The organism is Halorubrum salinarum, from assembly GCF_013267195.1.
In the GTDB taxonomy this organism is placed as follows: domain Archaea; phylum Halobacteriota; class Halobacteria; order Halobacteriales; family Haloferacaceae; genus Halorubrum; species Halorubrum salinarum.
This window is the reverse complement of the sequence record NZ_CP053941.1, coordinates 1,022,079-1,040,989: the sequence shown is the minus strand read 5'-3', so window position 1 is coordinate 1,040,989 and position 18,911 is coordinate 1,022,079. Positions and strand designations below refer to the sequence as shown.

16 protein-coding genes are annotated in these 18,911 nt (G+C 73.5%); 7 read left to right on the top strand and 9 right to left on the bottom strand.

Features of this window, described 5'->3' with window-relative positions:
* Positions 1-42: 42 nt before the first annotated feature.
* From HPS36_RS05290 to HPS36_RS05280, 3 genes are all read left to right on the top strand, one after another.
* Positions 43-1,533 carry a DHH family phosphoesterase gene (locus HPS36_RS05290; RefSeq protein WP_173228941.1) on the top strand — a complete coding sequence of 497 codons (1,491 nt, stop codon included), beginning with the start codon at positions 43-45 and terminating at the stop codon, positions 1,531-1,533.
* 76 nt (positions 1,534-1,609) lie between these two features.
* Positions 1,610-2,344, top strand: a complete 735-nt coding sequence (locus HPS36_RS05285; protein WP_173228939.1) for a class I SAM-dependent methyltransferase — start codon at positions 1,610-1,612, stop codon at positions 2,342-2,344.
* 152 nt (positions 2,345-2,496) lie between these two features.
* Entirely contained in the window at positions 2,497-3,567 is a 1,071-nt protein-coding gene (locus tag HPS36_RS05280; RefSeq protein WP_173228937.1) for an NAD(P)/FAD-dependent oxidoreductase, read from the top strand.
* Positions 3,568-4,048: 481 nt separating this feature from the next.
* On the opposite strand, the gene ilvA is transcribed toward HPS36_RS05280, so the two are convergent.
* The gene (ilvA, locus tag HPS36_RS05275) at positions 4,049-5,260 is read right to left on the bottom strand and encodes a threonine ammonia-lyase (RefSeq protein ID WP_173228935.1); all 1,212 of its coding nucleotides are present in this window, start codon (positions 5,258-5,260) and stop codon (positions 4,049-4,051) included.
* Between the two features lie 269 nt (positions 5,261-5,529).
* Positions 5,530-5,937 (bottom strand): gamma-glutamylcyclotransferase family protein, encoded by a 408-nt coding sequence (locus HPS36_RS05270; RefSeq protein WP_173228933.1) that lies wholly within the window; start codon positions 5,935-5,937, stop codon positions 5,530-5,532.
* Between the two features lie 159 nt (positions 5,938-6,096).
* Here HPS36_RS05270 and HPS36_RS05265 point away from each other — a divergent pair, with 159 nt between their 5' ends.
* From HPS36_RS05265 to HPS36_RS05255, 3 genes are all read left to right on the top strand, one after another.
* Complete coding sequence (locus HPS36_RS05265; RefSeq protein WP_173228931.1) at positions 6,097-7,215, top strand: ATP-binding protein; 1,119 nt, start codon at positions 6,097-6,099, stop codon at positions 7,213-7,215.
* 29 nt (positions 7,216-7,244) lie between these two features.
* The gene (locus HPS36_RS05260) at positions 7,245-8,681 is read left to right on the top strand and encodes an MATE family efflux transporter (RefSeq protein ID WP_173228929.1); all 1,437 of its coding nucleotides are present in this window, start codon (positions 7,245-7,247) and stop codon (positions 8,679-8,681) included.
* 69 nt (positions 8,682-8,750) lie between these two features.
* A complete protein-coding gene (locus HPS36_RS05255) occupies positions 8,751-9,128 on the top strand; it encodes a group I truncated hemoglobin (RefSeq protein ID WP_137717239.1) in 378 nt (125 codons plus the stop codon).
* 51 nt (positions 9,129-9,179) lie between these two features.
* Here HPS36_RS05255 and HPS36_RS05250 read toward each other — a convergent pair whose 3' ends face one another.
* Both HPS36_RS05250 and HPS36_RS05245 read right to left on the bottom strand, forming a co-directional pair.
* Positions 9,180-9,491 carry a hypothetical protein gene (locus HPS36_RS05250; protein ID WP_053772484.1) on the bottom strand — a complete coding sequence of 104 codons (312 nt, stop codon included), beginning with the start codon at positions 9,489-9,491 and terminating at the stop codon, positions 9,180-9,182.
* A gap of 48 nt (positions 9,492-9,539) precedes the next feature.
* Positions 9,540-11,102, bottom strand: a complete 1,563-nt coding sequence (locus tag HPS36_RS05245; protein WP_173228927.1) for a (R)-citramalate synthase — start codon at positions 11,100-11,102, stop codon at positions 9,540-9,542.
* A 299-nt stretch (positions 11,103-11,401) separates the two neighbouring features.
* On the opposite strand from HPS36_RS05245, the gene HPS36_RS05240 reads away from it, so the two are divergent.
* The gene (locus tag HPS36_RS05240) at positions 11,402-11,890 is read left to right on the top strand and encodes a cupin domain-containing protein (protein ID WP_121563702.1); all 489 of its coding nucleotides are present in this window, start codon (positions 11,402-11,404) and stop codon (positions 11,888-11,890) included.
* 66 nt (positions 11,891-11,956) lie between these two features.
* On the opposite strand, the gene HPS36_RS05235 is transcribed toward HPS36_RS05240, so the two are convergent.
* From HPS36_RS05235 to HPS36_RS05215, 5 genes are all read right to left on the bottom strand, one after another.
* A complete protein-coding gene (locus HPS36_RS05235; RefSeq protein WP_173228925.1) occupies positions 11,957-12,649 on the bottom strand; it encodes a CRISPR-associated protein Cas4 in 693 nt (230 codons plus the stop codon).
* 372 nt (positions 12,650-13,021) lie between these two features.
* Positions 13,022-13,696, bottom strand: a complete 675-nt coding sequence (locus tag HPS36_RS05230; protein WP_173228923.1) for a hypothetical protein — start codon at positions 13,694-13,696, stop codon at positions 13,022-13,024.
* 59 nt (positions 13,697-13,755) lie between these two features.
* Positions 13,756-14,211 (bottom strand): hypothetical protein, encoded by a 456-nt coding sequence (locus HPS36_RS05225; protein WP_173228921.1) that lies wholly within the window; start codon positions 14,209-14,211, stop codon positions 13,756-13,758.
* A gap of 78 nt (positions 14,212-14,289) precedes the next feature.
* Positions 14,290-16,350 carry a type II secretion system F family protein gene (locus HPS36_RS05220; protein ID WP_173228919.1) on the bottom strand — a complete coding sequence of 687 codons (2,061 nt, stop codon included), beginning with the start codon at positions 16,348-16,350 and terminating at the stop codon, positions 14,290-14,292.
* Positions 16,347-18,752 carry a type II/IV secretion system ATPase subunit gene (locus HPS36_RS05215; protein WP_173228917.1) on the bottom strand — a complete coding sequence of 802 codons (2,406 nt, stop codon included), beginning with the start codon at positions 18,750-18,752 and terminating at the stop codon, positions 16,347-16,349. The genes HPS36_RS05220 and HPS36_RS05215 overlap by 4 nt, the downstream gene beginning before the upstream one ends.
* Between the last annotated feature and the right edge of the window lie 159 nt (positions 18,753-18,911).

Below are 18,911 nucleotides of genomic sequence, written 5' to 3'. Positions count from 1 at the left end.
CGGCGACGGCAGCGTTTTGCCTCGCGGTCCCGTCGCGTCCCTATGACCCGGCGCCTGCTGCTCGGCTGTAGCGCGGTCGGGAACGCGCTCGTCGAACACGCCCGCGACGGGCGCGGCGAGCGCGACGACCTGGTGGCGATCACCGACGACACCGGCTGGGTGTCGACGCTGCGCGACCGCAACGTCGCCACCGTCGAGGCCGACCCGACCGACCCCGGGACCTACCCCGACAGCGCCGGCGTCGTGCTGATCGCGAGCGACGACGCCGAGCGCAACGTCGTCGCCGCTCGCGCGGCCCGCGAGCGGTACCCGGAGGCGCTGATCGTCGCGCACCTCGGGACGGCGCCGACGGACGAGCAGCGCGCGGCGGTCGAGGCGGTCGCCGACCGCGTGGTCGACCCGGTCGAGGCGGTCGCCGACCGCGTCTTCGCGGCGGTCGGCCTCGACGACGCCACCGACCCCGACCCGAACGCGGAGTTCGCCCCCGCCGACGGCGGCGAGAAGCCCGCCCGACTGCTCGCGACGCTCCGGCGGCTCCCGGGGCCGCTGCTCGTCGTCGCCCACGACAACCCCGACCCGGACGCCATCGCGAGCGCGCTGGGCCTGGCGCGGATCGCGGCCTCGATCGGCGTCGAGGCCGACGCCTGTTACGGCGGCGAGATCGCGCACCAGGAGAACCGCGCGATGGTGAACCTCCTCGACATCCGGCTCCGCTCGTTCGACGAGATCGACCTCGACGCCTACGGGGGGGTCGCCCTGGTCGACCACTCCCGCTCGGGGATCAACGACAGTCTCCCCGAGGGCCACCCGGTGGACGTCGTCGTCGACCACCACCCGCCGCGGGGGCCGGTCGCGGGGTCGTTCGTCGACATCCGCCCCGCGGTCGGCGCGACGAGCACGCTCATCTCGGAGTACCTCTCGCGGTACGGGATCGCGCCGGAGCGGGACCTCGCCACGGCGCTCCTGTACGGGATCCGGATCGACACGAAGGACTTCACGCGCGCGACCGCCATCGACGACTTCGAGGCGGCGGCCGCGCTGCTCGCACACGCCGACGAGTCGACGCTCGAACGCGTCGAGAGCCCGAGCGTGAGCCCGGAGACGCTGCGCGTCCTCGCGGCTGCCATCGAGAACCGGGACGTGCGGGGGTCGGTGGCGGCCTCCTGCGTCGGCGAGATCGCCGACCGCGACGCGCTCGCGCAGGCCGCCGAGCGGCTCCTCGACCTGGAGGGCGTGACGGTGACGTTCGTCTACGGGTACATGGAGGGAGTCATCTACGGCTCCGCCCGCGCCCGCGGCGCGGACCTCGACGCGGGCGAGCTGCTGCGCGACGCGCTCGACCCCGTCGGCTCCGCCGGGGGCCACGCGGCGATGGCCGGCGCGCAGGTCCCGCTCGGCATCCTGAGCGAGGTCTCGGAGTCCGAGTCGCTGGCGGACGTCGTCGAGGCGTTCGTCGCCGGGCGGTTCTTCGAGGCGCTCGACGACGCGCCGACGCAGCCCACCGGGCTCCCGCCCGAGTTCCCGACGGACTGACCGCACGGGACCGACGGATGGCACGATGTCGCACGGCGCCGTAACGCATTCGGCGCCGGCCCGCGACGCGCCCGACATGCCCGACGGTCTCTACGACGAGCGCCCGCGGCTGTACGACGCGATCCAGTCCGAGTGGGACTACGACCGCGACGTCGCCTTCGTCCGCGACGCGCTCGCCGACCGCGGGGTGGACCCCGAGCGCTTGCTGGAGGTCGGCTGCGGCACCGGCGAGCACACGCACCGGCTCGCCGCCGGCGGGCTCGACGTGACCGCGATAGACGTCCACGAGGGGATGCTCGGCGTCGCGCGCGAGAAGTGCGCCGACCTCGACGGCGACGGCGGCGCCGAGTTCCGCCGGACGGGGCTGCCCGACCCGGATCTGGGCGACGCCGGCCCGTTCGACGCGGCCGTCGCGATCCGCGGCGTCGTGAACCACCTCGCGCCCGCGGACCTCGGCCCCGCGCTGGCCGCGCTCCGCGACCGCCTGCGGCCGGGCGGCGCCCTCGTCTTCGACAACTCCCCGCTGCCGCCGGAGGGGAACCGACCCGGACTCGACGTTGGCCGCGACGCGGACGGCGCGGTCGAGTACGTCCGCGTCGCGCACCACGTCGCGACCGGCGACGGCCGCCTCGACTGGCGGGCGGTGACGTTCACGCCCGACGGCGACCCCTTCGTCGACGCCCGCCGGATGACGCCGTTCGCCGACGAGCAGATCGCCGACGCGCTCGCGGCGGCCGGGTTCGACGAGATCGACACCGTCGACGGCTACGGCCCGGCCGACGACCGGAGCGTGTTCGTCGCGGTGCGGTAGGTGCGGGTCGGGGTACGGTGGTGCGGTCGTCGCGGTTCGAGGGGGCGGTCGTCGCGGTACAGTAGGGCGGTCGTCGCGGTTCGTGAGGACGGTCGTGCGGGAATCGCGCAACGGTCGCAACGTACATACGGCGCGCCGGCGAACCGGATCACATGACCGACGACATCGTCGAACACCGTCGACTCATCATCGCCGGCACCGGTATCTCGGGGCTCTCGGCGGCGATCTACGCCGCCCGCTCGAACAACGACCCGCTGCTCATCGAGGGCGACGAGCCGGGCGGCCAGCTCACGCTGACGACCGACGTGGAGAACTACCCCGGCTTCCCCGAGGGCGTCTCCGGGCCGGGCCTGATCAACGACATGAAAGAGCAGGCCGAGAAGTTCGGCGCCGAGGCCCGCAACGGCGTCATCGAGGACGTCTCGAAGGAGCCCGCGGGCCACTTCCGCGTCGCTCTCACCGACGGCGACGCCTACACCGCCGACGCCGTCATCGCCGCGTCGGGCGCCAGCGCGCGGACGCTCGGCGTCCCCGGCGAGGACGAGCTGATGGGGTACGGGCTCTCGACGTGCGCGACCTGCGACGGCGCGTTCTTCCGCGACGAGGACATGCTCGTCGTCGGCGGCGGCGACGCCGCGATGGAGGAGGCGAACTTCCTGACGAAGTTCGCGGACACGGTGTACGTCGCCCACCGCCGTGAGGAGTTCCGCGCCGAGGACGTGTGGATCGAGCGCACGATGGACGCCGTCGAGGAGGGCGACATCGAACTGCTCCTCAACACCGAGCTCACCGAGATCCACGGCACCCCCGAGGACGGCATCGACCGCGTGACGCTCGTCGAGCACCCCGACGGCCACCCGAAAGAGAAGCTCGACGACCCCGCGACCGCCGACGAGGTCGACGAGTACGACTTCGACGTGGGCGCCGTCTTCTACGCCATCGGCCACACGCCGAACACGGACTTCCTGGAGGGAACCGGTATCGAGACCGACGACGACGGCTACCTGATCACCAAGGGCGGCCGCGGCGGCGGGCAGACCCGGACCGGCGTCGAGGGGTTGTTCGGCGCCGGCGACGTGGTCGACTTCCACTACCAGCAGGCGGCCACCGCGAGCGGTATGGGCGTGAAGGCCGCGCTCGACGCCGACGAGTACCTCTCCGACCGCGAGCGCGCCGGCGAGCTGTACGAGGGCGAGGTCGACGCCGCGGCCGCGGACGACTGATAATCGCGTAGTTCCGCGGTTTCTTACGTATCTCCGCTCGGTCTCGCTTTCGGGGTCCGACGACTGATAGACCGCGGGTCGACCGTTCATTTATAAATAACCGGCTGTGAATCGGCGGCGAACGATTTCAAAGTCCCAGCCGCTCGCTTATACATCGCTGACCGTAGATCGACGGCGAACGGCTTCAAAGCCCCAGCCGCGAGGACTCGCGCGGCTTGCTGTGCTCCTCGCTCAGTCGCTTTGCTCCTTCGCTGCGGTGCTTACTGCGCCGGGCTTCGTCCTCACGGCTGCCCCTTTGAGTCCCACCCGACAGCGACCGCACAGCACCTCACGCCTCCCCAGCCTCGCGGCTCGTTCGGGGCTCCCTGCGGTCGCCCCTCACTCACCGCGTCCCTCGCGCGTGCGGTTCGCGGCCTGTCGGCCGCTCACCGGCACGCGCCACCGCAGTCCTATTTATAAATACTCGCAGTGCTCGCCCGATCTACGACAGGATCTCCACGTCGTATCCCTCGGCTTCGAGCGCGTCGACGATGTCGGCGGCGTGTTCGGCGTCGTCGGTCTCTAATTCGAGTTCGAGCTCGGCGGCGTTGACGGCCACGTCGCGGGAGGTGCGGTCGTGGTGGACCGCGTACACGTTCGCGCCGGTGCGCGCGACGATGCTGGAGACCCGCTCCAGTTCGCCGGGCCGGTCCTTCAGGTCGATCGTGATCTTGAGGTACCGACCCATCTGGACGAGGCCGCGCCGGACCACGGTGCCGAGGCGGTTGAGGTCGATGTTGCCCCCGCAGAGCGCGGCGACGATCGTCTCCCCGTCGTCGTACTCGAAGGTGTCCGAGAGGACGGCGGCGAGCGCGACCGCGCCCGCGCCCTCGACGAGCGTCTTCGCGCGCTCCAAGAGCAGCGTGAGGGCCAAGGCGATCTCGCGGTCGTCGACGGTGACGACCTCGTCGACGTACTCCTCCATGACCGCCAGGGTCTCCTCGCCGATCGACCGCGTCGCGATCCCGTCGGCGATCGTGTCGACGCTGTCGATCTCCGCGACCTCGCCCGCTTCGAGCGACTTCGCGGCCGAGGCGGCGCCCTCCGCCTGAACGCCGACGACGCGCACGTCCGGAATCTGCTCTTTGATCGCGACCGCCACCCCGGAGATCAGGCCGCCGCCCCCGATCGGGACGACGACGGTGTCCAGGTCGGGGCAGTCGTCGACGATCTCCAGGCCGAGCGTCCCCTGGCCGGCCATCACGACGGGGTCGTCGAACGCGTGGACGTAGGTGCGCCCCTCCTCGCGCTCCAACTGGTGGGCGTACGCCTGCGCCTCGTCGTAGTCGACGCCCTCCAGGCGGACGCTCGCGCCGTACCCGCGGGTCGCCTTCACCTTCGAGACGGGCGCGAACTTCGGCATCACGACGGTGGCGTCGACGCCCGCGCGGTTGGCCGCCAGCGCTACGCCCTGCGCGTGGTTGCCGGCGCTCGCGGTGACGACGCCGGCCTCCCGCTCCGCCTCGGAAAGGGTCCGGATCCGGTTCATCGCGCCGCGGATCTTGAACGCGCCGGTCCGCTGGAAGTTCTCCAGTTTGAGGTGGAGGTCGGCGCCGCTCATCTCCGAGAAGGAGCGCGACCGTTCGAGGGGCGTGTGCCGGGCGACGCCCGAGACGCGCTCGCGCGCCTCCCGGATGTCGGCGAGACTGAGCATGCCACCTCGTCGCCGCGCCGACCGCTAATCGGTTCCGGTCGGACGCCAGGGGGAACGCGGCGCGCGACCGCCGCGTCGCGGTCGCCGCGAGGGCCGACGCCGCCGATCCGGGCCGCGGATGCGGGTCGACGGCGCGGTCGCTCGCGGTGGTAAAGGGGGGGGAATGCACGCGTGTGACGTGCGAGTGAAACGAGGCGACGGGAATACAAAAAGGTGAGGCTACCAGAGCGAAAGTGAAACCGCACGACTGCGGCGTCGTCATCCGCCCGTCAGACGGGATCTCGGGGGGTCAGCCGCACCCGCACGTCGCGGTCGTCGAGCACCGTCCGCACCCGGTCCGGAAACGGTCCGGTCCCGGGCCACGCCGCGTCCGCGTCGAGGCGGTCGGGGTCGCCGACGTACACCGCGGCGGTGTCCGGGTAGTCGTCCGGCGCGTCGAGCGGCACGGCCTCGCGGACGTACAGGCCGCCGTCCACGTCCTCGTACGCGTCGAGCGCGTCGACCGCCTCCGTCCGGAGGAGCCGTCCGGCGGTCTCGCCGCCCGGCGCGAGCGTCGGGTACCGCCCCTCCACGAGCCGGAGGCCGTCGAGGGTCGCCGGCCCGACGAAGACGAACGAGTCGACGACCTCGGCGACCCGCTCCGGTTCGGTCAGCGTCCCGTACACGAAGACGTCCATGGGATCGATGGGTCGCTCGCGGGTTTCAACGTTCGGCCGCGCCCGCTGTCGGCGTCCGCCTCGCCGACCCCTCCAGATTCGCCCACCGCGCGGACCGCGTCGCCGCCGGGCGCTCGCCGATCCGGAACGACTTTGCTCGTCACCTCGCTGTTTCCCACAATGTCGACCTTTCGAGGGTCCCACGCCGTCTCCGCGCTCGGCGTCGGGACCCTCGTCGCCGCCGTCATCCACCACGGCACCGAAATCGGCGCCGTGTCGGGGGCCGCGGGGCCGCTGCTGGCGCTGGCGCTCGACGGCGGGATCGCTGTCGCCGTGATCGTCACGGGCCGCCGGATCGCCGCGCGTGACCTCTCCCCGACCGAGGAGTGGCGGGTGGCGCGGTGGGCCGCCGCCGGCACCGTCCTCGCCGTCGGCGCCTTCGCCGCCACGCTCGCGGTCCGCGTCGCCGAGGGGCGGCCGCTCGTCGAGCCGCTGTTCCCGATGCTCGTCGCCGCCGGCGCCGGGAGCCTCGGCGGCGCGACGGCCGGGTACTACGCGGTCCGGCAGGCGGCCGAGGCCCGCCGTGCGCGCGACGCCGTCCGGGCCGTCTCGTTCGTGAACCACCTCCTCCGTCACGACCTCCGCAACGACCTCTCGACGATCCACGGCTACGCGGACCTGCTCGCGGCCGAGTCCGACGGCGACGACCACGCCGCGGTGGTGGCCGCGAAGGCCGACGAGGGGCTCGACCGCATCGAGGCGACGAGCGCGGTCGCGGACGCGATCCTCGGCGACGCGGACTCCAGCCGCGTCGACCTCGCGGAGACGACGCGGGGCGTGCTGGCGAGCGTCGCGGACGGCGAGTCCACGACGGTTGAGGCCGACCTGCCGGAGGCGGCGCCCGTCGCGGCCAACGACGGCGTGCGCTCGGTCGTCCACAACCTCGTCGAGAACGCGATCGAACACGGCGGCCGGGACGTCACCGTCCGCGTCGCGGTCCGGGTCGGCGCCGACGGCGACGCGCTCGCGGACGGCGTCGCCGTCGCAGACGACGAGGTCGCGCTCGTCGTCGAGGACGACGGCTCGGGACTCCCGCCGGAGATTCGAGACGGGTCGTTCTTCGCCGACGATCGGTCGGCTGCGGACCCGGACGGCGGCGTCAGCGGCCTGCGGCTGGTCGCCACGCTCGCCGAGGCGTACGGCGGGTCCCTCGCCCCCGGCGAGTCGCCCCTCGGTGGCGCGCGCTTCGTGGTGACGCTCCCGCACGCACCGGCCGGCTCGACCGGCTCCGACACGTAAAAACCGCGGGCGACCGTCCCGGACGACAGATGGACTTCCCGCGGCTGCGGCGCGTCTGGAGGCGCGTGTTCTCGCTCGCGTGGCCCGTCATGGCCGAACAGACGTTCCGCACCGCGATGCGGACGACGGACGTCCTCGTCACCGCGCTGTTCTCGCCGGCCGCCGTCGTCGCCATCGGGCTCGCCGACCTGTACGCCCGGTTCCCGCTGCGGATCGGCCTCGGCCTCGGCGGCGGCGCCATCGCGCTCTCCTCGCAGGACACCGGCGCGGGCGCGGCGGAGAACCGCGACGAGGCGGTGACGCAGGCGATCCTGCTCGGCGCGCTCGCCGGGATCCCGTTCGTCCTCTTCGGCTTTCTTTTCGGCGAGTTCGCGATCGGCGTGTTCGGCCGGCTCGTCGGCGAGCGCACCTCGCCCGCGGTCGTCGACCTCGGCTCGACGTACCTCGCGATCGTGTTCGCCACCGCGCCGGCGCGGCACGTCGCCCTCGTCGGCGCCCGCGCGCTCCAGGGGACCGGCGATACCCGGACCCCGATGTACGTCAACATCGCCGCCAACTCCGTCAACATCGCGGGGTCGGTGACGCTCGGGCTCGGGCTGTTCGGGCTCCCGCGGCTCGACGTCCTCGGCGTCGGCCTCGCGACCGCGGGCGCGAACGTCCTCACCGCCGGACTGCTCTGTTTCGCCATCTGGGGCTCGTGGACCGACGCGGAGTTCGCGTGGCCGCGCGACCTCACGATCGCGAAACAGCTCCTCGTCGTGAGCGCGCCCCGCGTCCTGGAGGGGTTCGGCTCCGAGATCGCGGAGTTTCCGTTCAACGCGCTCCTCTTAGGCTTCGGCGAGACGGTCAACGCCGGCTTCCAGATCGGCCGCCGCGTCTACCAGCAGGTGACCGGCCCGCTCTCGCGCGGCTACAACGTGGCGGCGTCGGTGCTCGTCGGCCAGGCGCTCGGCGAGGGCGACCCGGAGGCCGCGCGGTTCAACGGGTGGGCCGTCGCGGGCCTCGGCGTGCTCACGGTCGGTTCGATCGGGCTCGGGCTCGTCGTCGCCGCGCCGCGGATCGTGCCGATATTCACCGACGACGCGGCGACGGTCGCGTCCGCGGTCGACTTCGCGCGGGTGTACGGCGTCGCCGGCGCCGCCCTCGCCTGCTTCTCCGCGCTCTCCGGCTCGCTCCAGGGCGCCAGCGAGACGCGGATCCCCCTCGTCGCGCGCGTCTCGGCCATGTTCGGACTGTTCTTGGGCCTCTCGTGGGTTCTCGGCCGCACCGCCGGCCTCGGCCCGACCGGCGCGTACGTCGGGGTGTCCGCCGCGTACGCCTGGATGGCGCTCGTCGTCGCCGCGGGCTTCCGTTACACGGACTGGGCGACCCGCGCCGCGGACATGATGGACGCCCGCGGGTCCGGACCGGGCACCGACCCCGACGCACCCGCCGGCGACGGCGCGCCCACGGACGACTCGCCGTGAGACGGTGCCGCGGGAGAGACGCCCGTCCCGCAGGGGAACAGTGATACGGCCGGCGGCCGTCGCCGACGTATGTCGAACGAGACGCTGTACGAACGCCTCGGCGGCGAACCGGCCATCGGCGCGGTCGTCAACGAGTTCTACGACCGGGTGCTCGACGACGACCGGGTGAACCACTACTTCGACGACGTGGACATGGCCGACCAGCGCTCGCACCAGACCAAGTTCCTGAGCGCCGTCACCGGCGGGCCGATGCAGTACGAGGGCGAGGAGATGGCGACCGCGCACGAGGAGCTGGCGATAACCGACGCGGAGTTCGAGGTCGTCGCGACGCACCTCGACGAGGCGCTGCGGGCCTTCGACGTCGACGACGCCGACCGCGAGGCGGTGATGGAGGCGGTCGCCGGGTTCGAGGACGACGTGGTCGGCGACCCGGGCGGAGACGAGTAGCGGCGAGCGAAGGGGCTAGCGCCGACCCGCCCGCGGGCGAGGGACCGCGGGTCAGGGCTCGCCGCCGAGCGACTCCTGTTCGGAGCCCGGGTCGCCCCTGAGCCGCCGGCGGCGCTTGTCGTACGCCGCCTCCAGCTTCGCGTTCGTGGCCCGGGAGACGAGGTAACAGTCCGCGTCGCCGTCGTCTCGGGGGTGCGCGCTCGCGACCCAGACGTGGCCGTCGCCCGCCGAGAGGTCGTCCGCCCACCGCTCGGCGGCCGCGCGGCTCTCGAAGGCGTGGCGCGGCCCGTCCTCGAAGACGAGCCGGCCCACCTTCGCGTTCCGCTTGCGCGCGGACGGCTTGATCGCGACGACGACGCTCACACCCCGAGATCGGACGCCATCGGGTAAAAACCTCGTCAGACGCCGGCGTCAGTCGTCGGCGACCGCGCCCGGCTCGGCGTCCGCGACGTCGGCCTCGGCCGCGAGCAGGCGGTCGAGCCCGTCGACCATCCCGACGACGCTCGCGCGGGTGATGTCCGCGTCCGACGCCGAGACGCTCACCGAGCGGTCGCCCCGCGAGAGGTCGACCTCGACGGTGACGACCGCGTCCGTGCCGCCCGTGATCGCGTCGACGTGGTAGGAGTCGAGGTCGAAGGCGACGCCGCCGTCCGTCCCCTCCTCGCCGCTCCCGTCGCCCGAAAGCGCCGCGCGGACCGCCTCCAACCCGGCGTCGACGGGACCGGCGCCGGTGCCCGAGGCGACGCGCTCCTCGTCGCCGACGCGGAGCCGCACCGAGGCGGTCGGGAGGTTGCCGCCGGAGGTCGCCGAGAGGTCGACGAGCTCGACGTGGCGCTCGCGCTCGCGCCCCCGCACGTCGTCGGCGATCGCGAGCAGGTCGGCGTCGGTGACGCGCTTGCCGCGCTCGCCCAGCTCCTTGACGCGGGCGACGACCTCGCGCAGCTCGTCGTCGTCGACCGCCACGTCGTGCTCGGCGAGCGCGGCCTTCACCCCGGCGCGGCCCGCGTGCTTGCCGAGGACGAGCCGGCGCTCGCGCCCGACCGTCTCCGGCGGGTACGGCTCGTACATCGTCCCGTCCTTCAGCGTCCCGTCGGTGTGGATCCCGGACTCGTGGGCGAAGGCGTTGGCGCCGCAGACGGCCTTGTTCGGCGGGAGCGCGACACCGGTCGCCTCGGAGACGGTCCGGCAGAGCCGGTAGAGCCGCGAGAGGTCGACGGTGTCGACGCCGTACGACTCGCCGAGCGCGATCGCGACCTCTTCGAGGGCGACGTTGCCGGCGCGCTCGCCCACGCCGAGGACGGTGCCGTGGACGGTGTCGGCGCCCGCCTTCAGCCCCGCGTGGACGTTCGCCAGCCCGAACCCGAGGTCGTCGTGGGTGTGGAGGCTCGTCGGGCCGAGGTCGGCGAGCCGCGAGACGACCCGGGCGGTGCGCTCGGGGTCGGCCGCCCCGACCGTGTCGCAGTAGCAGATCCGGTCGGCGCCGGCGTCGAGGCCGGCGCCGAGCAGGCGTTCGAGGTAGTCGAGGTCGGCCCGCGAGCCGTCCTCGCCGAGCACCTCGACCCACAGCCCGTGGTCCTTCGCGTGCTCGACGAGCTCGACGGTCGTCTCGACGACCTCGTCGCGGGTCGAGCCCACCTTCGTCTCGACGTGCTTGTCGGAGGCGGGGACGACGAGGTTCACGCCGTCGACGCCGCAGCCGAGCGCGTGGTCCACGTCGCGTTTCACCCCGCGGGCGAAGCTCGTCACCGTCGCGTCCAGCCCCTCGTCGGCGACGCGCCGGATCGCCTCGCGCTCGCCTTCCGAGGTACACGCCGAGCCGGCCTCGATCAGGTGGACGCCCGCGGCGTCGAGCTCGCGGGCGACGCGGACCTTCTCACCGGGCGTCAGCGAGACGCCCGGCATCTGTTCGCCGTCGCGCAGGGTGGTGTCTAACAGCTGTACCTCGTCGAGGTCTGTGAGCGGTGTTCGGGTCAAAAGGGAGTCCGTCGGCTCTGCGGTGGTCTCGGGGTCGGTGCCGCCGCGGGGCGGTCGTGCCCCGTCGTCGTTATCGCCGGAGAATTTCGCGGCCAGCCGCCGCGAGGCGACTTCCTCTATCCTCCGAACGATCGCGAGTGTCTCGCGTCATTCGTGCCCATGCGGACGACACACACACGTATAAACTGCCGGGTCGCGTCAGGTTTGACCGAGCGATCGTTACTGCGAGGCGCGCTTCGCCGACGGATCCTCGACGCGACCGCCGACAGCGTTAGGGGCGTCCCTCGCGACCGGCCCGCATGGAGCGAGTCGCGGTCGACGACGTCGACGTCGTCACGAACCCCATGGGCGTCCACGACATCCGGAAGCCGGTCTCGCGCGCGCTCGGGACCGACCACGTCGCGATGAACTACTTCGAACTCGCGCCCGGCGACGCCTTCTCCGGCGGCCTCCACACGCACGACGACCAAGAGGAGGTATTCTACGTCCGCTCGGGCACCGCGACGTTCGAGGTCGGCCGCGACCGCGAGCGCGTGACGGTCGGGCCCGACGAGGCGATCCGCTTCGCCCCCGGCGAGTTCCAGTCCGGGTTCGTGCCCGAGGACGCCGACGAGGAGGTGGTCGCCTGGGCGATCGGCGCGCCGGGCGCGCGCCACGACTGGGACCAGATCCGGTCCGTGGTCGAGTGCCGCGAGTGCGGCGGCGAGCGCGTCCACGACACGGAGCTCACCGACGAGGCGCGGTTCCGGTTCACCTGTACCGACTGCGGCACTTCCTTTTCGCCCTGAGCGCGCCTCGCGGAGCGCGGTGCCGACCGCACGGCTCGACCGCCCGGCACGGCCGCCCGACGCGCCTCACCCCAGTAGCGACCGCAGGCTCCGTCGCCGCGTGCCGCACTCGGCGGCGTAGTCGCAGGCGTCGCAGCGGTCGTCGTCGACGCGCGGCGGCGGGCCGTCGATCGACCGCGCCGCGCGGAGGGCCGTGCGATACGCGGCCTTCTTCCGGGTCGTCAGCCGCACCTCGCGGACGACCCCGACCGCGGGGTACTCGACCAGCGCGCGGTCGACCTCGTGTTCCCGCTCCCACGCCAGCGCCTTCGCGAGCCCGACGGCGCGGACCGCCTGCGGCTCCCAGACGCCGTTCTCCGGGGGCTCCCCCGACGAGACGAGCGTTGGAATCGCGGTTGCGGAGTCCGCGCCGTCCGGATCGCTCCCCTCCTCGCCCAACTCCAGCACCTTGTGAACGGTACCGTGACAGTCCTTGCCCGAGAGGAAGCCGCGCTCGGTCGCGGGGTCGACGAGGGCCTCGTACTCGTCGCGCTCGCGCAGCCGACGCAGATTTCGGCGGTACGCGCCCGCTGATCGGTGAAGCGGGAGTTGTTGGAGCGTTCGGTCGGGCGCGTCGGCCAACTCCTCGTAGCGGAACGCGAGGTCGATCCGCTCGCGCGCCTTCGAGGGCACGCTGCGCTCGTCGTCGCGCCGCACGTAGTAGAGCTGTCGGGGGCAGTACGCCGCGCGCGCCAGGTCGCTGAACGGGACGAGGGTCACGCCGCGTTTCGTCGCGTCATCGCTTATAAATGAACGACGGCGCGTGCCGGCGAGCGGCCGAAGGCCGCGAGTCGCACGCGCGAGGGAGTCGGGCGGCCGGAGCGAAGCGGAGGCCGGCCGACGAGGCTGGGGAGGCGTGAGGTGCGGTCGCTGTGCGGGGCGGGGCGGGATTCAAAAGGGCAGCCGGGAGGGCGAAGCACGGCGATGTAAGGACCGCAGGAGCGAGTGGAACGAGCGACGAGGACCGCATCGAGCCGCGCGAGTCCTCCCGGCTGGGGCTTTGACGGTGTTCGCTGTTGTTCTACCGTCAACTGCGTATCACCGAGCGGCTGGGGCGTTGGCGGTGTCGGTCACCGCTCCGCGGCCGACTACTTATAAGGAAACGTCCGTCTCGATGTCCTCTGTCGCCTCGCGCAGGCCGTCCTCGCGGGCGTCGCTCGCGAGCGACCCCTGGATGTCGGCGTCGGTGAGCAGGTCGCGGAACGCGTCGCGGAACCGGTCGTTCGCCCGCGTGGAGGCGATGTCGGTGCGCGCGACCGCGGCGTACCGGGCGACCGCGTCCGGCTGCGCGTCCAGCTCCTCGGCGCACTCGACGATCGAGTTCCCGGCCGCAGTCAGGCGCTTCAGGTCGGCGTACGCGAACGGGGGATCGCCCCCCCTGTCCCCGCCCGCGTCGACCTCGCGGTCCGACTCGCGCACGAGGTGGAGGTCGAGGCGGGCCTTTCGGACGGTCTCGGCGTCGATTTCGTCGGGATCGACGTCGCCGTCGCCGTCGTCCAGTTCGTCACGCAGGGCTGCGGCGATCGACTCGTCGCCCTCGTCCGCGAACCGGGCGCGGGCGACGAGCGCGTAGGCGGCGTCGCCGAGCGGCGTCGAGAAGCCGTACCGCTCGCGCATCGCGGCGACGAGATTGCGGACCGCCTCGCCGACAGACTCATCGTCGCGGTCGACGAGGGTCCCGCGCTCCGCCTCCTGGCGTTCAGTGACCGTCTCCGAGCCGGTCGCCTCGACGAACAGGTCGCGGAGTTCGGCGGTCTTCTCGTCCATGGGGGTCGACCTACGCGGGCGCGGCAGAAAAGGCTCGTGTCGGCGCGGCGTCGGCGAGGTCAGATCCCCGTCACCGAACGCGGCGGCACCGCCACGCCGAGGACCGGGGGCAGATCGGCGTCGAACTCGCCGAAGCGCTCCCCGTCTGGACCGTCGCCCCAGCCGCTGTACCCCTCGGAGACGACGTGTTTCCCGTCCTGCTCGACGACGTAACACAGCGTGTCCCCGTCGGGAACGTCGCCCCAACTGCTGTACTCCTCGGCGACGACGTGTTTCCCGTCCTGCTCGACGACGTAACACAGCGTGTCGCCGTCGAGAACGCCGCCCCAGCCGCTGTACCCCTCGGAGACGACGTGTTTCCCGTCCTGCTCGACGATGTACGCCACGTCGTCGCGCCCCTTCCGGTCCGTCGCGACGACGTAGTACTCGCCCTCGTCGACGACGTACAGGTCGGAGGTCGCGGCGTGGTAGTAGCCGCCCTCGTCGGTCAGGTCGTCGCTCGAACTCCCGAACATGGTCGCCCTGTCAGACCGCGTCCGGATAAAACCACGCGCCGCGAAACCGGGGGACGCGACGCCGTCGCCGCGAGCGCGTCACACCAGCCCGCCGACCGTGAACACCACGTAACAGCACGCCACCAGCGCGCCCGAGTGGAGCAGCGCGGCGTACCGCCCCCGCGCCGCGGTCCCGGCGAACCACCCCGACGCCAGCACGGTCGCCTGCGTCACGACGTACAGCCGGAAGCGCTCCAACTCCGGATACACGCCCTCCGGCTCCGTCACCGCCTCCGAGGTGGCGGCGATCTCCGCTAGGCGCGCGGCGTCGACCACCTGCGTGTTCACGACCGCGACGACGCCGGCGACGAGGACCGCCGCGGCCCACCCCACCGCGATGTACGGCTGCATCGCCGAGCGGAGCGCGCGCTGCTCGCTGTACAGCCGCCCGACCTCGATCCGGAGCGTCTCGAACACCGCGTCGGCGTCGCTGCCCGCGTCGAGCGCGCCCGTGACGAGCCCGAGCGTCCGCGCCGCGAGCGGGGTGTCGACGCGGTCGACGAACCGGTCGATGGCGGCCGCCCGAACGTCGACCCCGCCCGCCCCGGTGCCGGCGCTCGCTCGGGTCGCCCCGTCGGGGGCGATCGTCGAGCGCAGCGCGAACGCGAGGTCGGCCACGTCGTCGTCGAGGACGCCGAGGTCGGCGTCGCGCGCGACCGCCGCGACCGCGGCTTCGAGCGGGCGCCCCTGCGCGACGTGGCCCGAGACGGCGTGGACGAAGTCGGCCAGCTCGCGGTCCTTCGCGTCGTCGATCCGGGTGCGGCGCGCCGCGACGAGCCCGACCGGCACCGCGAAGGCGGCGTACCCGACGAGGACGACGTTGACGAGCGTGTAGCCCGCGACGGCGAGCCAGATCGCGAGCGCGACCGCCGGCCCCGCGGCGACGACCGCCGTGCTCGCGGGGTTGCGGCCGGCGGTCGCGACGACCGCCCGCGGGTCCGCGGGCGCCTCGTAGCTCGCGCGCTGGCTCGGCGGGCGGAGCGTGCCGACCGCGACCGCGGCCGCGAGGCCGAACGCGACGAGGAACGCGACGGCGCCGTACAGCACCACCGCCCGCGTCGGCACCACGCCGACGGGCGTCTCGACGGGCGGGAGCAGCTCGGGGATCACGACCGACAGCGCGGTCGCGCCGATGACGAGGAGCGCCGGCAACACCAGGACGGCGACGAACAGCTCCGTCAGCAGTTCGAGGAACCGCCGGGCCCGCTTCCGGGCGCGGTCCTGCCGGTGGGACAGCATCCGGCGCTCGGTGGCGAGGAACTCGGAGAGCGCCTCGTCCCCGGTCGCGGCGTGCTTCCGGAACTTCAGCAGGAACGGCGCGAGCAGCTCCCGCGAGGGCGTGTCCCGCGCCACGCGGCGGAGCCCCTCGTCGAGGCTGCCCGCGAGCCGGGCGGCGTTGAGCGCCTTCCGCAGCGAGGTGGCGGTGGCGCCGTACGCCTCGCCGTCGGCCGCCTTCCGGAGCATCGCCCGCGGCGCGTCGCTCCCGGACGAGAGCAGTTCGAGGTACCGCACCGCCCCCGGGAGCGTGCGCTCGATGTCCGTCCGCCGCGTCGCGACCGCCCACCGGAGGCCGACCCCGGCCGCCGCCACCGTCGCGCGCTTCGCGCAGAGCGCGACCGCGACCGCGACGAGCAGCGCGGCGTGGTCCGTCCGGAGCGGCCCCACTGAGTCCGGCGTGGGCGCGGGGACGGCCGTCGATCCCGCCGAGAGCAGCGCCGCGCCGAACCGCGCCTCGACCGCGGCCGCGACCGCGGGCGCCGCGCCCGCCGCGACGACCAGGGCGGGGAAGAAGACGGCGGCCGCGACGACCCACGAGAGGCCGTACGCCCGCGCGAGGTACGTCTCGAAGCCGGTCCCGAGCGCGGTCCCGCGGTACCGCTTCCGGTCGGCGTCGTGTCGGCGGTCGCTCGCGTGGCGCGCGAACAGCGCGTAGCAGACGCGGTCGACGACCGCCAGGCGGCCGCCCGCCGCGAGTGCGTCGGCCGCGTCGGCGTCGCTTGCGCCGGCCTCGACAGTCCTCTCCTCGCCCGCGCCCGACTCTGCGGTTCTCCCCTCGCCCGCGTTCGCTCCGACCGTCCCGGTCGCGCGCCGTCGACTCACGGTCGCCCCCGCTCCGCTGAGCCGTCACGGGTCCCGTCGCCGTCGCGGTCCCCGTCGCCGTCCCGATCCATCGTCCGCGCGGCGCGCTCGACGGTCGCCGCCTCGTCGGTGCGGAGGTCGGCGAGGAACTCGAACAGCTCTTCGGGGTCGTCGACGCCGTCGCGCACGAGGTACTCCACGTAGCGGCGCTTCGACGCGAACTCGGCGGCGACCGCCTCGCGGTCGCGGTCGGTCCGGGTCGCGATCCGGTCGAAGACGCGGAACCGCGGGCCGCCGCGGCCGTCGCTCGGAGCGTCGCCCGCCACGGTCGCGCCCGCGCTCGACCCCTCCGCGTCGCCGCCCGGCGCGCCGGGGAACCGGAACGCCCCGTCGCCGTCGCGCCACGCGACCGTGTTGTAGCGCACGGACTCGCCGCCGGCCTCGACGACGCCCGCGCCGCCCCGCTTCGGGTCGCCGCTCGGACTCCGTTTCGCCGCCGGGTCGAGGTCGTCGTACGCGGCCTCGGAGAGCGGTTCGATCGCCCGGGAGACGTACCGCTCGCCGTCGACCTGTCGGGGGAAGACGACGAGGTCGACCTCGCGGAGCAGGCGGGCTGGCAGGTCCCGCTCGCGCAGGCGGTTGGCGAGCGCCTCGGCGTCTTCGGCGTGCGTCGTCCCGATCACGCCGTGGCCGGTGTTCAGGCTCTCGGCGAAGGTCTCGAAGCTCTCCGGGGTGTTGATCTCGGCGATCACCTCCACGTCGGGGTTGAGGTAGTTCGCCTCGGTCATCAGCTCCGCCATCCCCACCGACTTGTAGGCGTCCTCGTGGTCGCGGGTGGTGAGCGAGACGCCGGTCTCGTGGGGTAAGCGGACCTCGCGGGAGCCCTCGTCGACGGAGACCGGGCGGGCGTCGAAGGGGATGAACGGCGCGTGGGCGTTGAGCAGCGTCGTCTTGCCGACGCCGGTCGGGCCCGCGAAGAGGACGACGCCCCGGTGCTCGTACAGCAGCCACAGAAGCGTCACCAGGTCGACCGACAGGGTGTCGCGCTCGATCAGGTCGACCGGGGTGAGCGCGTCCGCGCGCTGCTTCCGGATCGAGACGTGCGGCCCGCCCTCGGAGATGACCGGCAGCGCGACCGCACACCGGATCGTCTGCGGCACCCCGTCGAGTTCGAGGTTCACCTTCGCCGAGGGCGTCGAGGCGTTGAGCTCCGTGCCGTCGCGGGCGGCGATCCCCGTGACCACGTCGACGAACGTCGACTCGTCCTCGAACGCGAGGTTCGTCGGGACGCGGGCGCCGGCCTCGGCGCCGCCGTCCCCGGAACCGAAGCCGTCGTCGGCCGCCCCCGACAGGACCGAGGCGCGGGGGACGACCTTCACGCGCTCGCCGACGCGGTTCGCCTCCACGTCCTCCAGGTGGGGGTCGCGGATCGGGACCGTCAGGATTCCCTCGCCGACGAAGTCCCGGAGGACGTAGTACGCGAGGTCGTCGAGCCGGTCCCGGGCGTACCGCGAGTCGACCGGCGGCGCGGCGAGCCCCCGGTCCGCGAGCGCGGCCCGCGCCCGGTGAACCGCGGCGTCGAGCCACGCCCGGGTGTTGCGCGCGGTGAGCCGCCGCGAGAGGAACCGTCGGGCTCGGGCGGCGACGAACGACTCGCGGTCCTCGATCACGTCGCTCACGGTCGTCTCCCAGATCCGCGACTTACACTCCTCGATGAGCGCCTCGTCGCCCGGGAGCAGGTCCGGCTCCAGCACGGCGTACTTCGTCTCGAACGCGTCGGAGCCGAGCAGCCGCTCGCGGTAGACGACCACCTCGACCGAGAGCCCGGCGAACTCGACGGCGTACTGCGCGAGCCGCTCGGCGGCCACCCGCTCGACGTAGTCGGCGTCGGCGTCGATCCCGGTCTCCAGCGGCGCGAACGTCTCGGTGTGGACGACCAGCTCGCGGTCGTCGCCCACGTCCGCGACCTCGATCCGGTCGTCGAGCGCGACCGGGGTGAGCTCGCCGAGCAGCCGGAACTCCCGCAGCGCGTGGTAGTCGATCCGGCGCCGCGCGGCCGCGGTCGCGTCGACCAACCGGTCGATCGCGGTCGCGTACTTCGGCTCGAACCCCCGCTCGGCGCGCTCGACGACCCCGACCCGCGTGAGCGGGCGGCGGTGACGCACGGCGGAGAAGCGGTCGCGGACGCGGTCGAGCGCGCGCTCGTCGGCCGGCGACAGCGGCGGCTCGCGGACGTCGTAGCCGAACCGGCCGCCGTCGCGCTCGCGGACGGTCGCGACCACGCCGGGCGCCGCCTCGTACTGCGCCCGGACGTCCGGCGCGTACCACGCCTCCGGGTCGGCCGGCGGCACCGGCGCGGGGACCGCGCCGTCGGGCTCGTCGTCGGGCTCGTCGACGATCCGGAGGGTCGCGCCGTCGTTCACCGCGCCGTCCCCCGCGTTCCTCGATCCGCCGTCGTCGCTCGCTGCCGTGCGGTCGTCGCGCGCGTCGAGCGCGGCGTCGTTCCCGAGCCGCCGCGCGCCGCGGTCCCGAGCTCCCGCGTCATCGTTCGATCCGCGGGTTGACCGACGGCTCCGTTTAAC

What these genes read in the sequence shown, in the direction of transcription:
- HPS36_RS05290 (WP_173228941.1), top strand. Translation starts at nt 43, where the DNA reads ATGACCCGGCGCCTGCTGCTCGGCTGTAGCGCGGTCGGGAACGCGCTC.
- HPS36_RS05280 (WP_173228937.1), top strand. Translation starts at nt 2,497, where the DNA reads ATGACCGACGACATCGTCGAACACCGTCGACTCATCATCGCCGGCACC.
- HPS36_RS05265 (WP_173228931.1), top strand. Translation starts at nt 6,097, where the DNA reads ATGTCGACCTTTCGAGGGTCCCACGCCGTCTCCGCGCTCGGCGTCGGG.
- ilvA (WP_173228935.1), bottom strand. Translation starts at nt 5,260, where the DNA reads ATGCTCAGTCTCGCCGACATCCGGGAGGCGCGCGAGCGCGTCTCGGGC.
- HPS36_RS05255 (WP_137717239.1), top strand. Translation starts at nt 8,751, where the DNA reads ATGTCGAACGAGACGCTGTACGAACGCCTCGGCGGCGAACCGGCCATC.
- HPS36_RS05285 (WP_173228939.1), top strand. Translation starts at nt 1,610, where the DNA reads ATGCCCGACGGTCTCTACGACGAGCGCCCGCGGCTGTACGACGCGATC.
- HPS36_RS05270 (WP_173228933.1), bottom strand. Translation starts at nt 5,937, where the DNA reads ATGGACGTCTTCGTGTACGGGACGCTGACCGAACCGGAGCGGGTCGCC.
- HPS36_RS05230 (WP_173228923.1), bottom strand. Translation starts at nt 13,696, where the DNA reads ATGGACGAGAAGACCGCCGAACTCCGCGACCTGTTCGTCGAGGCGACC.
- HPS36_RS05240 (WP_121563702.1), top strand. Translation starts at nt 11,402, where the DNA reads ATGGAGCGAGTCGCGGTCGACGACGTCGACGTCGTCACGAACCCCATG.
- HPS36_RS05260 (WP_173228929.1), top strand. Translation starts at nt 7,245, where the DNA reads ATGGACTTCCCGCGGCTGCGGCGCGTCTGGAGGCGCGTGTTCTCGCTC.
- HPS36_RS05225 (WP_173228921.1), bottom strand. Translation starts at nt 14,211, where the DNA reads ATGTTCGGGAGTTCGAGCGACGACCTGACCGACGAGGGCGGCTACTAC.